12 protein-coding genes are annotated in these 15,209 nt (G+C 42.3%); 4 read left to right on the top strand and 8 right to left on the bottom strand.

What is annotated here, in order from left to right; translation table 11 throughout:
• From ACTHN6_RS16415 to ACTHN6_RS16400, 4 genes are all read right to left on the bottom strand, one after another.
• Window positions 1-504, bottom strand: a 504-nt coding sequence (locus ACTHN6_RS16415) for a DPP IV N-terminal domain-containing protein (RefSeq protein ID WP_440436862.1), incomplete at its 3' end; no start/stop codon positions are given.
• Between the two features lie 210 nt (window positions 505-714).
• Complete coding sequence (locus tag ACTHN6_RS16410) at window positions 715-1,281, bottom strand: hypothetical protein (protein ID WP_440436861.1); 567 nt, start codon at window positions 1,279-1,281, stop codon at window positions 715-717.
• Between the two features lie 253 nt (window positions 1,282-1,534).
• Window positions 1,535-3,817 (bottom strand): NADP-dependent malic enzyme, encoded by a 2,283-nt coding sequence (locus ACTHN6_RS16405; RefSeq protein WP_440436860.1) that lies wholly within the window; start codon window positions 3,815-3,817, stop codon window positions 1,535-1,537.
• Between the two features lie 249 nt (window positions 3,818-4,066).
• Entirely contained in the window at window positions 4,067-4,741 is a 675-nt protein-coding gene (locus ACTHN6_RS16400; protein ID WP_440436859.1) for a MarC family protein, read from the bottom strand.
• Window positions 4,742-4,882: 141 nt separating this feature from the next.
• Between ACTHN6_RS16400 and ACTHN6_RS16395 the strand changes: the two genes are divergently transcribed.
• Window positions 4,883-5,239 carry a hypothetical protein gene (locus ACTHN6_RS16395; RefSeq protein ID WP_440436858.1) on the top strand — a complete coding sequence of 119 codons (357 nt, stop codon included), beginning with the start codon at window positions 4,883-4,885 and terminating at the stop codon, window positions 5,237-5,239.
• A gap of 55 nt (window positions 5,240-5,294) precedes the next feature.
• Complete coding sequence (locus ACTHN6_RS16390) at window positions 5,295-5,672, top strand: transmembrane 220 family protein (protein ID WP_440436857.1); 378 nt, start codon at window positions 5,295-5,297, stop codon at window positions 5,670-5,672.
• 5 nt (window positions 5,673-5,677) lie between these two features.
• On the opposite strand, the gene ACTHN6_RS16385 is transcribed toward ACTHN6_RS16390, so the two are convergent.
• The 3 genes from ACTHN6_RS16385 to ACTHN6_RS16375 form a co-directional block, all read right to left on the bottom strand.
• Window positions 5,678-9,094 carry a ThuA domain-containing protein gene (locus ACTHN6_RS16385; protein ID WP_440436856.1) on the bottom strand — a complete coding sequence of 1,139 codons (3,417 nt, stop codon included), beginning with the start codon at window positions 9,092-9,094 and terminating at the stop codon, window positions 5,678-5,680.
• A 331-nt stretch (window positions 9,095-9,425) separates the two neighbouring features.
• Complete coding sequence (gene efp / locus ACTHN6_RS16380; protein ID WP_440436855.1) at window positions 9,426-9,992, bottom strand: elongation factor P; 567 nt, start codon at window positions 9,990-9,992, stop codon at window positions 9,426-9,428.
• A 57-nt stretch (window positions 9,993-10,049) separates the two neighbouring features.
• Complete coding sequence (locus tag ACTHN6_RS16375) at window positions 10,050-11,039, bottom strand: alpha/beta hydrolase (protein WP_440436854.1); 990 nt, start codon at window positions 11,037-11,039, stop codon at window positions 10,050-10,052.
• A gap of 137 nt (window positions 11,040-11,176) precedes the next feature.
• Between ACTHN6_RS16375 and truB the strand changes: the two genes are divergently transcribed.
• The gene (gene truB / locus ACTHN6_RS16370; RefSeq protein WP_440436853.1) at window positions 11,177-11,902 is read left to right on the top strand and encodes a tRNA pseudouridine(55) synthase TruB; all 726 of its coding nucleotides are present in this window, start codon (window positions 11,177-11,179) and stop codon (window positions 11,900-11,902) included.
• Here truB and ACTHN6_RS16365 read toward each other — a convergent pair.
• Entirely contained in the window at window positions 11,879-14,314 is a 2,436-nt protein-coding gene (locus ACTHN6_RS16365; RefSeq protein ID WP_440436852.1) for a BamA/TamA family outer membrane protein, read from the bottom strand. The two genes, truB and ACTHN6_RS16365, sit on opposite strands and share 24 nt — an antisense overlap.
• Before the next feature lie 12 nt (window positions 14,315-14,326).
• Here ACTHN6_RS16365 and ACTHN6_RS16360 point away from each other — a divergent pair, with 12 nt between their 5' ends.
• Complete coding sequence (locus tag ACTHN6_RS16360; protein ID WP_440436851.1) at window positions 14,327-15,055, top strand: TrmH family RNA methyltransferase; 729 nt, start codon at window positions 14,327-14,329, stop codon at window positions 15,053-15,055.
• Window positions 15,056-15,209: the final 154 nt, after the last annotated feature.

Here is a 15,209-nt window from a genome sequence, read left to right as displayed (position 1 = left end):
AGTGGCAATCTTTTTAGAATCGGGCGACCAGCTCACAATAGCATTATCAGAATGCGTCCAGCCGGCATTGTCGGTTGCATAGCCGTAATATTCAACGCCATCTGTTGTAAGCTGCTTAAGTTGGTTGGTGGCAACATTCCTTACCCATAAATTATAATCTTTTATAAATACTGCTTTTTTGCCATCAGGAGAAAGCACTTCTTTCCCGCGGGAGCCGTATGTATTGCCATCAAGGCCTTCAGGCTTATCAGTTAAGCTGGTGCGTGTTCCTTTGGCGGCATCAACCATAACATAACCAATGCCTTGTGCTGTGCGTGTTTGATAAGCATACTGGTTATCGTTTATCCATCTGCCATAACTCACATTGTTATAGATATATGGCGTAAGGCTGGCCGACAACATTTTTTCGGCACGTGCATAATCAGCTACAGTTACAGAATCTTTTTGCGCAAAACCAGCGGCGGATATACATGCAGCAAGCAGGAGCAAGGAGAGTTTTCTCATGTTAACTATTCAGTTTATAAATACAAAAAGCGCAAAATAAGTTTTTAGCATGAGAGACAGAAGGTTTGTTATGCGCTTATTATTCAGCCCGCATTATGCAATGGGTAGCACATTAGTTTTGGGTGCTACTGATTTTGCTTACTCAGTTGAATGTGCAGCTATAGAAATTACTGCTGTTAGCCAAGAGGCCGCATGACTGCATGTATAAAGTTATGCTGCAGCAGGTGGCTGCTTTAAGGCTATATGCCTGAACAGCAGGCCGGAAATAGCATATAGCATAGCAAAGAATGCATTTACCAAAATGATCTCTGTTACAGAGCTGCCTGCATACGCATACATTTTAGCCAGCAACTGTATACCGGCGCATATTGCCAATGCAAAAACGGCAATGAACATGACATGCTTCATGCCCCTGCTGGTAAAGCGGGAGAGGAAGGTGCCGATAATAACAATGCCTGCAATACCTGCATACATAAGGTTGGCAGCGTTGGGGCCTGAGCCAATAAGCCCGACGGCGAGATTGGCCCATATTAATAAAAACGTGGTACCAACAGCCAGCGCAAAAGCGGCGCGGTAGGTAAAACCAGAAGCAGACCTTGTAAGTAATACGTAAGATAATCCTGTACTGAATATCAGCAATCCCATGATAATAAAATCTGATACGCTCCAGTTTACTTCGTTGGTAAACTGCATGGCTACAAATGGTATGGCGAGTAAAATCAGGGTTGTTACCGCTACCCACAAAACCGGGCGGGATAAACTTTTTTGTGCTTTCATTGCGAAGGTGTTTGATTGTTTAAAAGTACTTTGAAATACAAAGTAAAATAATAAAGAATGAAATAACAAAAAATTATTTTGGTTGTTTCAATTCAGGTTAAACAATAATCATACAGATTTCTGGATTGTTTGTTTGTGGAGTAGTTAATGTGAATTTCGCAAAGCAAAATTTCTAATGGCTTGCTTTAGCAATATCTTTAATTTTTTATCTGTTGCCGGGGTTAATGTACCGGGTAAATCAGGCGCCACCGGCTTATTTCTCTTTAGCGCATTTTATCTGCGCATCCCAAACAGCTATTGCCACCATGTTTATAATTTGCCTTACAGAACTTCCTAACTGCAATACATGCACTGGTTTTTTTAAGCCCAGCAATACCGGGCCCACTGCTTCTGCGCCGCCAACGGCCTGCATTAAATGATAGGCAATATTGCCGGCTGCCAGGTTAGGGAATATCAATACATTAGGCGATTCATTTACAAAGTCGGAGAAGGGGTAGTTTTCTTTCAGCAAATCCTGGTCAAATGCAACGGCTGCCTGTATTTCGCCATCAATCACAAAGCCTGGTTTTTCTTCTTTTATCTGCTCTACAACGCTGCGTACCAGTTTGGCTTCGGGTGAAGAACTGCTTCCGAAATTGGAATAAGACAACATAGCCACACGCGGTTTGATATTAAAATTTTTAACCGCTTCTGCCGTGAGGCATGTAATATCTTTTAACTGTTCAACGTTGGGATTAAAATTGAGTGTGGTGTCTGCAAAAAACAACGGGCCTTTTTTAGTAAGCATGATGTACATGCCCGCCATTCTCTTAACGCCGGATTCCATACCTATAATTTCCAGTGCCGGTTTTACCGTATCCGGATACCGCCGCGTAAGGCCGGATATCATGGCATCGGCTTCGCCCTGCGCTACCATCATGCAGCCGAAATAAGTACGTTCACGCATAACCTGCCTCGCTTCATATAAATTAAAGCCGCTGCGTTTTCTTTTCTCAAAATATATATCGCCATATTCTACGCATTTCGCATCCATTTCTTCACTCTTGGGATCAATAATCTGCACATCTTTCAGTGGCAGGTTATTTTCTTCAATCAATTTTTGTATGCATTTTTCATTACCCAATAAAATTGGTATCGCAATACCATCATCCTTTACAACCTGTACCGCTTTCAGTATTTTAATATTTTCTGCTTCAGCAAATACAACGCGCTGCGGGTTTTGTTTTGCTTTATTAATGATAAAGCGGAGAATATTATCATCTGTACCGAGGCGCTTATACAGTTGTGCTTCGTAGGTTTCCCAATTGGTAATGGGATATTTTGCCACGCCGCTTTCAATGGCAGCTTTTGCTACAGCCGGTGAAACGGTAACCAGCAAACGCGGGTCCATGGGTTTGGGAATAATATAAGAAGGCCCATAATGTAAATGGCTTTCGTTGTAGGCCACATTCACAATATCGGGCACAGGTTCTTTTGCCAGCGCTGCCAATGCCTTTACCGCTGCCAGCTTCATAGCTTCATTGATGGCAGTAGCACGCACATCAAGTGCACCGCGAAAAATATAAGGAAAACCCAGCACATTATTTACCTGGTTAGGATAATCACTCCGGCCTGTGGCCATAATTACATCAGGCCTTGCTTCAATGGCATCGTCATAGGCAATTTCAGGCGTGGGATTCGCCAATGCAAAAACAATTGGTTTTTCTGCCATTGATTTCAGCATCTCTTTACTCACCACATTTCCTTTGGAAAGCCCGATGAATACGTCGCAGCCTTTCATAGATTCTTCAAGGCTTTGGGGTTCCATATCCTGTGCAAAAAGCTGCTTGTTTTCGTCAAGGCCGGTGCGGGACTTTATAATCAGCCCTTTACTGTCGAACATATACATATTGCGCACATCAGCTCCAAGTGCTATATATATTTTACAGCAGGAAATAGCCGAAGCGCCGGCACCGCTTATTACAAACTTAACTTTTGAAATATCCTTGCCTACCAGTTCCAGTGCATTCAGCAAAGCAGCACCCGATATAATGGCGGTACCATGCTGGTCATCATGCATGATGGGTATATTTAATTCTTCCTTTAGCCTTTGTTCTATTTCAAAACATTCAGGCGCTTTTATGTCTTCCAGGTTAATGCCGCCAAATGTGGGTTCCATCGCTTTTACCACTTTTACAAATTCGTCTGCATTGGTGGTGTTCAGCTCTATGTCAAACACATCAATATCGGCGAAGATTTTAAAAAGAACGCCCTTGCCTTCCATAACCGGCTTGGATGCTTCAGGCCCTATATTTCCTAAACCCAATACCGCAGTGCCATTGCTGATAACCGCTACAAGGTTGCCTTTGGCTGTATATTTATAAACGTCTTCTGTATTCTCATGAATTTCCAAACAAGGTTCTGCCACACCCGGTGAATAAGCCAAGGCCAGGTCGCGCTGTGTTTTGGTTTCTTTGGTGGGGACAACTTCAATTTTGCCCGGCCTTTCTTTTTCATGATATTCAAGTGCATCTTCTTTGCGGATCAATTGTGCCATAGTGATAAAATTTAAGAACAGAAGCCTGCAAAATTAAAAGCATTTACTTCGTTCAATGCCGTCTGGCTGTATTGCAAAATAGGACATAGCGGTGAATGTTTGGTATAAGATGTTTCGGCTGCTGAATAAATAACCTGGTTCGTTATTATAAATTTAGCGTTAGTTATGATTTTTAAACTGCCTCTTCAGGCAGCTTTTATATAAATCGAATACTGCTTAAACCTAAAGAGTTCTATTGTTTCTGATTATTTATGCCTGTACCAAAACTTTTATGCCATTTACGGCTATTTGCAAACCCACGCAAAATATAAGGAAGGCGCTAATGCGGTTCACTACATTTTCTCCTTTTGGCCCCATAAACTGTATAAGTGATTTTGTATTGAGATAGAAGATGTAAATTAATATGCATATCACTATAATCGCAATCATAAGTGCACCGGTATTCATAAGATAGGCTTTCATGTCTTCGTGTGCGCTCCTGGCGCCCAGTGTAAACAATACCGAAATAGTGCCGGCGCCTGCGGTAACCGGAAATGCAATAGGGTAAAAAAGTTTATCCTGTAGCCTGTCAACATCAACGGCTGCTGCGGTATGTGCAGCCTTTACCTGGTTTTCTGATGAATTATTACCGGCAGATAAAGATTCCCATCCCATTTTGCAAATCATTATACCACCGGCCAGTTGTATAACCGGTATGGAAATACCAAACAACTCCAGTATCCAGTGCCCTATAAATAGGGTTACAGTGCAAATGATAAAAGCATATATGGCTATTCTTTTTACTGCATTTTTTCTTTGCTTGCGTGTAAGGTTATCAAAATACGGGTTCAGGATAAATGCGGTGCCGATAGGATTCACTACCGGGAATAAAGTTATAATGCCTATAAACACCAGGTGAATTAAAGACTGATAATCTTCCTGCATAACGTAAAATAACAAGCAATTTAAGCAATTGATTGGTGGCACAGGCAAATCCTTAGCTGTATCTTAAGATGTGATTACTTATCCTAAGTCAATACACGCCCCATAGGTGCGTAATAAATTTGTGTAAAAAGAAAGGTTAATATGAAAACATTGCAGGCATACGCCGTAATAAATGAAACAAGTGATACAAACGCTTTACAAAAAATTGCAGCAGGCATTCAGCACCTGAATATAACTTATGAAAATAATATAGAGGATGCTGTAAATGCCATGAGCGGGCAAAACTTTCAGTTACTTATTATAGACAAAGCTTTGCCGGATGCTGAAATAAAGAAATTGAACCGTTTGATGGAATTATTGCATCCTGATGCAGCCACAACAGCATTTAACCTGCAGGATGAAGATTATATGCGTTTTAAGCTAAGCGGTCTGATGTTAAAGTGGGAAGAAGCACAATCGGAGGGTAAGGTGAATTTTATTGACAACCCGGGGCTGTAAGTAGGTGCGAAACATTTCAATCACATTGAAACATTTTTCGTTTTAACTTTCAGCCATGAAAATATTTAATATCACCTGTTGCATATTGTTTGTTTTGTTCGCTGCATTGCAGTACAACGATCCCGATGGCATTAAATGGATCATTATTTATTTATATCCGGCAATTTTATGCTGGCTGGCTTTCAGGAATAAATTTTATCCTTCGGCTTATATTATCGGCATCATTGTTTACCTGGGGTATGCTATTTATAAAGTGTTTGATACAAACGGGCTGATTGACTGGGCAACCAAGCATAATGCTGAAGATATTGCTGCAACAATGAAGGCCGAAAAACCATGGATTGAAGAAACCCGTGAATTTTTCGGCCTTGCTATTTTAATAGTTGTATTAATTATCAACTATGTATATGCCCGCCGGCGGCGGAAAGTTTAAAACCGCTATTTAAATTGTACATAGGTAATACCAGCCCGTGCTGTTTCCTTTGCATCAGCAGCTTTTGAAACAATATAGACTGTATGATAGCCTGAACCGGTTACCGGCTCCAGCTTTATGTTTACCATAGCATTATTCTGTTTGCCTGCCGGTGGCGCCAGCGCACCTTTACCCAATAACTTCCCATCGGGTGCATCCAGCCTTATTTCAAAATCAAAACCATATTTTGGCGGAAACTGCCAGCCAAGCATCAGTGTTGTACCTGTAACGCCGGTTAGGTCAATGCTATCCAATGCAAACCATCCCTGCTGCAGAGGCACCACCATTAAATTGTTGCCGTTAAAGCTAAAGGTTGAATAGCCTTCTTTTTTCTCGGTGCCTTTAAATGTCACCGTATTGCTGCCCAATACAGCTACGCTTCTGCCGGTTAAAGCTTTAATATTATTGCCACCTTTATCGGTATAGCTTGCAGAAAGCACCATTGCAGCGCCGGGTTTTACATCGGAAGGGGGTACTATGCTACCGCTTGCCGGCAACGATTTTTTACTGGTATGCTCGCCGGAGAGCGATAATATCCAGCCTACAATTTGACTGGCATCGCTTTGCGGAAGATTAGGATGGGCTGCCATTACGGTTTCACCCCAAACACCGCCGCCACCTTTAATGATCTTTTGTATGAGATAATTGGCTGCCCTGCGGTCTTTCGCATATTTCTGGGATACTTCTATGAAAGACGGGCCGATAGATTTTTCATTCTCTTTATGGCAGCTCTTGCAATCCAGCGTTTGTGTGAGTATTTTACCGGCGATGGGAGCTGTTTCAAGGTCTGTGCCGCTAACAAATTTCCGCTTCCCATAGTTTTCAATATAATCAACCGAAACATAGAGATTGGCCGGATCAATTTTGGAAGTATCTTTTGGATCGCTAACCGTTACGCTATAGTTAATCGGCCGGCCTGGAACATAGAAAGATTTATTTGGATTGTTAAGCTGAATGTCTACAACCGGTGTTTCATTACCTGCATACACGGCTATAGGTTCGCTCACAGAAGAATCGCCTGCGGCATCTTTGGCTGTAACCGTAAGCCTGTAATCGCCTGCGGCAGTATAGCTGAAATCAAATTGCGGTGTAGTGGTTTCCTTTACAGTGCCATTACCCAGGTTCCAGTAATAAGTTATTTTATCATTTTCCGGGTCTTTAGCTTCAACCGTTGCCGTACCGTTAAATGGCAGTGCGCCCGTGGTTTTATTTACTTTAACCGAAGTGATTTTTGGCGCCCGGTTGCCGGATATGTAATCAATCCTTGACAAACCGGCATCAGGGTTTTCCTGGAACCAGCCGGAACCGTATTCGAGCAAATATATTCTGCCATCAGGCCCAACTTCCATATCAATACAGTTGTTTAGTTTGATGTTTTCAAAGAATGGCTCCATCTTATCAAAATCCCCGTTTGGCAACATGGTTACTGCCTTTATCCAGCCACGCATCCAGTCGTAAATAAGCAGTTTGCCATTATAATAATCCGGCAGCCTTGTTTCCTTGGGAAACATATCTGTATAATATACCGGGCCGGCCATTGCATTCCTGCTGCCTGTGCCTACCTGTGGAAAATCGGGCGAAGCTGCATAAGGATACCATATAAATGCCGGGTTTGCAGGAGGCAGGTTTCTAAGACCGGTATTATTACGTGAAGTGTTTACCGGGTGCGCCGGATCGAATGCCGGCCCGCTTTTTCCTGTTGCATAATCATACTCATGGTAAGCATAATTATTCCCCACAAATAAAGGCCAGCCAAAGAAACCGGCTTTGCGTGCCTGGTTCACCTCGTCGTAGCCGCGGGGGCCACGTGTTGCAAGGCTGTCATTATTGGCATCGGGCCCTACCTCACCCCAATATAAATAACTGTTTTTCTGGTCAACAGAAATGCGGTAAGGATTACGGTCGCCCATTACATAAATTTCGGGGCGTGTGCTGTCTTGCCCTTTTGAAAAGAGATTCCCATCGGGAATTTCATAAGTGCCATCATCTTTTACGCGTATGCGCAAAATTTTACCACGCAAATCATTGGTATTGCCGGCTGACCTGCGGGCGTCGTATTGCTGGTGGCCGGGTATATCATTCAGCGGCGCAAAACTGTTGGATACATATTTCACGCCCGGCTCATTAAACGGTGTGGAATTGTCGCCGGTAGAAAGATATAATAAACCATCAGGGCCAAATGCAATAGACCCTCCGGTATGGCAGCATATTTCGCGCTGGGAGTGTACATCGAGGATCACTTTTTCAGAAGCCATATCGAGTGTGTCATTCTTAAATGTAAAGCGGGAGAGCCGGTTTACCGAAGTGTCGATGGGGCTGTAATAAAGATATATCCAGTTATTTTTTGCATAATTGGGGTCTTTGGCAAGACCAAGGAAACCTTCCTCTGCATTTACACCGGGTGTGCTTGTGTGCCAATAAACATCGAGATGGCCAACCTGCTTTACTGTCTTCGTATCGTTTTTGTATAATTTTAATTCACCGCGGCGCTGTGCAATCAATACATCAAAGTTGGGAAGAATGGTCATTTCAGTGGGCTCAAAAAACTCGCCTTCCACCAGTTGTGTTTTTACAAACCGGTCTGCTTCCGGCGGGGTTTGTGTTTTGGCTTTGGCATAATTCAGTTTAAGATTATCGCCAATTGCATACTGAATACCACCCAGTAATAATTTCAGGTAATCAGGTTCGGTATATGATTCTTTTGTATGGCCAAGGGCTGTATAAAATGAACGGCCGCCATCATATTCATGAAACCAGGTCATTGGGTGATAGCCCATGCGCTTGCCGCCGTTGTAAGTGTTTTCATCAATTGTAATTAATACATGAACATTCGCAGAATCGAACTTTTTAAAGCTATAAAATTCATCAGTGCGTTTCCATTGTTTGGGCAAATGTTTGGTGGCATTGTTAGTTTGATCGATGACTTCCAAAACGCCTTCCTGCACATTATGCGCAGTATCGTGAATGCCGGGATGATCGTAGAAATAACCGCCAACCAGCCTTCCATACCAGCCCCAGTCGTATTCGGTATCTGCGGCCGCATGCACGCCCACATATCCGCCGCCTGCCTGTATGTAGCGCTCAAAAGCTGCTTCCTGCCTGTAATTGAGCACATCGCCGGTAGTGCTTAAGAATATTACGGCTGAATATTTTTCCAGTGTGCTGTCAGTAAACATTTCAGGGTTTGTGGTAGTATCCACATCAAAATTATTTTCCTGGCCAAGCTTTTGAATGGCCGCAATGCCTTCCGGAATGGCATCGTGATGAAACCCTTTTGTTAAGCTGAAAACAAGTACACGGGGCTTTTCGCTTCTTTTATTGCTGCAGGAATAATATGCAATTACAATTGCAGTTAGTGTGGCAAATACGAGCAATTTCTTCATGTGGCTATGCAGTTTTTATGATTTTGAAGGCCTTAAAATTAAGTGGTATGCGCAATAAATCTGTTGGTTACCAATAAATTTTATTTTAAACAAATATGAATAGATTATACTGTTTTATTGTTTGTCCGCATATTCGTTATTTATTAAGGAAAATTAAAAGCAAATGAGACGAAAGTAAAAAATCAAAATACGAAAAGTGGTTTTTTGCAGATATAACAGAGACTGACGCTGAACAGAGGCCGGCGTCATTGTCAAATTTTTATATCATGCCTTAACAAAAGAGCGCCTTATTCCCAAAGAATAAGGCGCTCTCATTTATATTGTAATAATATTATTCTTTCACCCTTTCAACGTAATCGCCGGTCTTTGTATTGATGCGGACAACTTCGCCATCATTTACAAACAGCGGCACCTGAACAGTTGCGCCGGTTTCCACCGTAGCTGCTTTTAAAGCGCGGGTAGCAGTATCGCCACGAAGGCCCGGTTCTGTATAAGTTATTTTTAAAGCAATTTTTTCAGGCAGTTCGGCCGAAATAGCTTGCTCGGTTTCGGTATTGATGCTTACAAAAACTTCACCACCTTCTTTTAAAAACTGTGGCGCATCAATCATACTTTCCGGCAAAGCCACCTGTTCAAAGGTTTCATTATCCATGAAGTTGTAACCGCTGTCATCTTTATACAAAAACTGGTATGCTTTCTTTTCAACCCTTACAGGAAAAATATTTTCACCGCTGTTCCAGGTTTTTTCAATAGTGCGGCTGTTATCAACGCCCTTTAATTTAGCCCAAACCTTTGCGGCGGCGCGGGCTGTTTTATTTTCACCAAACTCAACCACAGTATAAAGGCTTCCGTCGAGTTTCAATATCATGCCGCGGGAAATATCTGATGTTGTTGCCATACTTTACTTTTTAATAGGGCGGCAAAAGTATGGATTCAATTTTAAAAAACGGAAAATCTACCGGCAGCTCGATTCATTGCCCGTGTAATAACCGCTTTCGGGCGCACCATTTAATATGCTGCTAAAAAAACAGGATTCATTAATGGCCAGGAAATTAGAATTATAAGGTAGATGGCTACCGGCAGGGTCAATATGTGCCACTACCGCCGTTTCCAGCGTAGAGGCTTTGGTGTATAAGCTTTCGCTTCCATAAACGAAGGGCGTATTGTCGCAACCGTACGTATGGCCTTTGTCAACCGGGATAACTTCGTCTTTTTCACCATGAAAAAAAATCATAGGCACCACGTTTAATGCTGTTATATAGGCCGGATCGGGAAGACAGCCAGAGTTGGCTGCAATGCCCCTGATGGTATATGTGTTCGTAAGGCTGTTGGTGGCATTGTCCAGGCTGCCCAGCCTGGTTTCCACGCCTGGGATCATGTTGCTGAAATCGCTTTGGGAAAGATAAACCGTGTTTAAAACCGTAACGGCACCGGCGCTGTTACCCGACAGGAAAATTTTTGAAGCATCCACATGATAGGCTGCCGCATTCGCTACCATATAACGCAAGGCCGCTTTTGTATCCTGGACTGCCATATAAGAAGCGTATTCTGTTTGCTGCGGATCTACGGTACAGGGGCTGCTGCCGTCTTCCGGAATGAGACGGTAGTCAATTGAAACGGCCACAAAACCTGAATCGACAAATTTTAGCATTAAAGCCGATGCATCCTCTTTATTGCCTTCGCTAAACCCTCCGCCATGTACATACAACACGATGGGGAATGTTTGGTTGTCGGCAGCGCCTGCGGGCACATACACATCCAGTTTAAGATCAACCTGTTTATTAGCATTTATATCCGTATTCGTTCCATATTGCAGGTTTTTATAGGTATCCGCCCTGTGGTTGCTGCGGCGGGTGGAACTTTCTTTGAGGCATGAAGTAATTAAAAAAAGCGCGGACAGTAAAGTAATAAAAGGTATGGATAAAAGCTTTCTGGATAAATTCATATACAAGTTTTCAGCACTAAGATTATATTTTGGACGTAAAGTTTAAACGTTGCGGTATTGGCAAAAGCTATACCATTAAATTTACCGCCATAAAAAACGAAAATTCAATACAGATATTTTAATTCATTTATGCTTATATGAAACAAAAACCGGTGCACGCAGCCATGCAGGGATTTCTGGATGGAGAGGTTATTTTGATTGACAAGCCTTTACGCTGGACGTCGTTTGACGCTGTTAAGAAAATAAGAATTCTTACCGGTGTTTCAAAAGTGGGTCATGCCGGCACTTTAGACCCGCTTGCCACCGGCCTGCTCATAATTTGTACAGGAAAGTTTACCAAAAAGATCAATGAGTATATGGGGATGGAAAAAGAATATACCGGCTCATTTACCCTTGGTGCGGTAACACCTACGTTTGATCTTGAAAGCGAACCTACAGATTTTAAAGAGATAGACCACCTTACGGAAACAGATTTACAGCGGGCTGCACAATCTTTAACAGGAGAAATATGGCAAACCCCGCCCATTCATTCGGCTATAAAAAAAGAAGGCAAGCCTGTTTACCTGCTGGCCCGCAAAGGGCATGAAGTAAAGCTTGAGCCGAGAAAAATAACCATCAGCACTTTCGATATTACTAAAATTGAATTACCGGTTATTGAGTTCAGGGTGGTGTGTACCACCGGAACTTATATACGAAGCCTTGCCAGCGATTTTGGCAAAGCGCTGGGCGCCGGCGCTTATTTAAGCAGCCTGAGAAGAACATGCATTGGCAGTTTTTCAGTTAACGATGCCATGTCGCCTTTACAGTTTGAAGAAAAAATAAAAAATATGAAGCAGGCATCAGAAGGGCAGCCCAATGCCTAACTGTACCGCATAATTATTTCGTTTAGGGCCTACGAGGTTTCCATTTACGTCATACCGGTCGAATTCATGATTGCGCCAGGTAAAATTTGAAATATCGAGCCAGCCGTTGTTTTCAAGACGCGCAGGGTCTTTCAGCTTTATGCCCATATCAACCCTTATTAAAAAATAATTAAAGTCGAAGCGCAGCCCGGTGCCAACGCCTATGGCAATATCTCTTCCGAGGCGGCTTATATTAAATTCACTTTGAGGATTATTAGGGTCTTTCCGCACGTTCCATATATTACCCGCATCAACAAAAAAAGCGCCATTAAGATTAAGGCTTGAATAATGCGCAATAGGATAGCGGTATTCCACATTTGCTTCCAGCTGCATATCTCCATACCTGTCCCTGAAGCTGGAAGATGTATCGCTTAGCAAGGAGGAGCCGAGGCCTAACTGCCGCAAGCCCCAGGCCCGCATGCTGTTTGGCCCGCCGGCAATAAACTGTTTATAAAAAGGCAGGGTTATGCCCAGGCTTTGCGAAACATGGTAATTATATCCTACACCTGCAAAAGCACGTGTGGCCAAAACAGTTCTGTGCAGGCTGATCGTTTTACGGTATTCTGCCTCGGCTTTTACAAATTGGTATATCCTGTCATTTATTTTATATAACCAGGGAATGCTCAGCTCGCTTGAAAAGCGCACATAATTGGTAACGTTTGTTTTGCCCGGATAGGTAATAATGAGGCTGCCCCGGGTGCTGATTACTTTTCCCGTATTGAAAGAGTTACGCAAAAAAGGGTTTTGTTCAAAAGCTTCTACCAGCCTGGGCAAAGTGTCTAAAGAATATAATTCAATATTAGGAAAACGGGTCTGCCATACTTTGTTCCGCTTTTTCCAGTCATAACCATAATCAGCTACGAATGAGCGCAAACGGAAGTAATCCCGCCTGTCGGCATAAGAGGCATTGGCGCTTATAACCGTGCGGCCAAAATCGAACCGGCCCGGCCGTTTTATTTTAAAAGGAATAAATGCCCTGGGAAAACTATAGGTTTGGCCAAGTGAAATTTGAAATGCCTGGAAAAGCGAATTGTTTTGTATCTGGCTTTGATTAAGGCTCAGTTCAACGCCGTTCACGAAACTGGTGGACGATTGCACCGCGTTGCGCCAAACATTCCTGTTGCGATAGGTAATATTTAGTGCCAGGCCAAAAAAGTTGGACGAAGTCAATACATCACCGGTATTACGGCTGGCTTCAAGGTTATAGCTTATATTTTGTTTTCTGTCGGGGTATAAAAAATAATATATATCAAGTGAATCGCCCCTTATAATAGTTCTTGTATCCACCTGCTTCCATGCGCCAATCTGATTTAGGGTATTTACCGTTTTGTAAAACAGGTTATCGTTATACATGCGCTCGGAGCGAAGGAAATTAAGCTGCCGGAACATTTTTGGCTTGAATGAGCCACGCCTGTAATAAACCGAATAATTGTTGAAATCCTGTACGTGGAAATTTTGAGTATGATTTAAAATGGTATCGGGTAATTCGGTTATATAAGTCTCGGGAAAATAATAAATCCTGCCAGTATAAAACCTTTTGAGAAAGGAAGTATCCTTGTTTGAGTTGGTAGTATCTGCCAGCCGGCGCTGTTGTATGGTAACGGTGGCTGTTGGGTTTTCAAGTTTTTTTTGCTGCGCCTGCTCAATTATATGCATCTGTTCAAAAGGGTCAACAGTTAGGTTAAGCAGAGAAATGTTCCCTGTATCAACCAGGGCTGCCAGGTTATTACGTTGTAACAAAAAATAGCCCCTGTTTCTGTATACATTTACTAAACGATCTAATTCAGCTCCCAAAACTTCTTTTGAATAAGGTGTTTTGCCCGGCTCTATTTTGCTTGCTTTTACTGTGTTTTTAGCAATACGCTGCAAGGTTGCATCCCGAAGGTCGTATCCAAACGAATCTATAATTACCCGCTTGCCAACATTAATATTCATTTCTACTGTGGTACGGTACTGAGGCGGCTTTTTGCCTTTATACACGGTGTCTATATGAAAAGTATCAGTGATGGCTGTGTTGAAATAGCCCTGTGAAAACAGGAAGCTGTTCATAAAATCATGCGTGGTGTTTATAGAAGCGGAATCAAACACAGGTGGGTTTTTCAGAATATAACGGTAGCCAAGTTTCTGAACCCGTCTTGCATATAAGCTATCAGCCCAATAACTTACCAGGTTTTCCTGCAGCCGGGTTTCTTCTTCTCCGCTTATCTTGCCTTCTATATTTATTTTATTGTTGTATACGAAAGGTGTGTCAACAGGATAATTTTTTACTTTAACCCGGTTAATGGCAAACAGAAACTTTTCTTCGGTACAGGACTGCAATAAAAAAATAAAGGCTAAAAAAAATAAGGTATTTATAATCTTTGTTCTACTCAAAATCATATTTAAATGCTCAGCAGGAATGAGGCCAAATATATCCAAAGTTTAGGCCATAAAAAAAACCGTGATAATGAAGGTTGCTTTGTGGCCGAGGGTGTAAAGGTCGTTGATGAATTAATACAGGCAGGATTTACGATACGAAAAATTTATGCGCTTAAAAGCTGGGCAGTTGATAACGGCAATATAAAAGATGTTACAGAAATTGATAATGCTGACTTAAAAAAAATATCCAACTTTGAAACGCCAAACAAAGTTGTTGCGGTATTTGAAAAAAAGAAACTTTCTCCAAACCCTGGCTTCTATAATAAAATAACGCTTGTGCTCGATGGCATACAGGATCCCGGTAACCTTGGAACTATCATCAGAACGGCAGATTGGTTTGGTATTGAAAACATCATAGCATCGCCGGACACTGCAGATATATATAACGCAAAGGTTGTGCAGTCAACCATGGGGAGTATTGCCCGCGTAAATATGATTTATACTGATTTAGATGAATTCCTGTTATCTAATAAAATACCGGTTTACGGCGCTATGCTTGACGGAGAACCGGTTTCAGCCATTCAAAAAACAGGTGAATGCCTTGTGATAATTGGCAACGAGGGAAAAGGTATCAGGGAAAATATTCAGCCTTATATTCAAAAGAAAATATCTATTCCAAAAATTGGTAATGCAGAATCGCTGAATGCTGCCGTGGCTGCGGGCATTATTTTGTACTCGTTAAAGACTAAGATTTAAGAAGCCTGATATTCACGAAGCCCGGGAGTTTACATGCTAACTGCGTATTAACTAATGAACATGTAATCCCGTGAACTTTTGAACTTTGCTACGCTGTACCCATTTGTTTCAGGAAAGAAACATGCGACATAACTGCCTGGTACATGCGCGGATA

This window comes from Parafilimonas sp. (assembly GCF_051953455.1).
Taxonomy (GTDB): Bacteria; Bacteroidota; Bacteroidia; order Chitinophagales; family Chitinophagaceae; genus Parafilimonas.
This window is presented reverse-complemented; position numbering and strand designations above follow the sequence as displayed.

What these genes read in the sequence shown, in the direction of transcription:
- ACTHN6_RS16400 (WP_440436859.1), bottom strand. Translation starts at nt 4,741, where the DNA reads ATGCAGGAAGATTATCAGTCTTTAATTCACCTGGTGTTTATAGGCATT.
- ACTHN6_RS16385 (WP_440436856.1), bottom strand. Translation starts at nt 9,094, where the DNA reads ATGAAGAAATTGCTCGTATTTGCCACACTAACTGCAATTGTAATTGCA.
- ACTHN6_RS16360 (WP_440436851.1), top strand. Translation starts at nt 14,327, where the DNA reads ATGCTCAGCAGGAATGAGGCCAAATATATCCAAAGTTTAGGCCATAAA.
- ACTHN6_RS16395 (WP_440436858.1), top strand. Translation starts at nt 4,883, where the DNA reads ATGAAAACATTGCAGGCATACGCCGTAATAAATGAAACAAGTGATACA.
- ACTHN6_RS16405 (WP_440436860.1), bottom strand. Translation starts at nt 3,817, where the DNA reads ATGGCACAATTGATCCGCAAAGAAGATGCACTTGAATATCATGAAAAA.
- ACTHN6_RS16410 (WP_440436861.1), bottom strand. Translation starts at nt 1,281, where the DNA reads ATGAAAGCACAAAAAAGTTTATCCCGCCCGGTTTTGTGGGTAGCGGTA.
- truB (WP_440436853.1), top strand. Translation starts at nt 11,177, where the DNA reads ATGAAACAAAAACCGGTGCACGCAGCCATGCAGGGATTTCTGGATGGA.
- efp (WP_440436855.1), bottom strand. Translation starts at nt 9,992, where the DNA reads ATGGCAACAACATCAGATATTTCCCGCGGCATGATATTGAAACTCGAC.
- ACTHN6_RS16390 (WP_440436857.1), top strand. Translation starts at nt 5,295, where the DNA reads ATGAAAATATTTAATATCACCTGTTGCATATTGTTTGTTTTGTTCGCT.
- ACTHN6_RS16375 (WP_440436854.1), bottom strand. Translation starts at nt 11,039, where the DNA reads ATGAATTTATCCAGAAAGCTTTTATCCATACCTTTTATTACTTTACTG.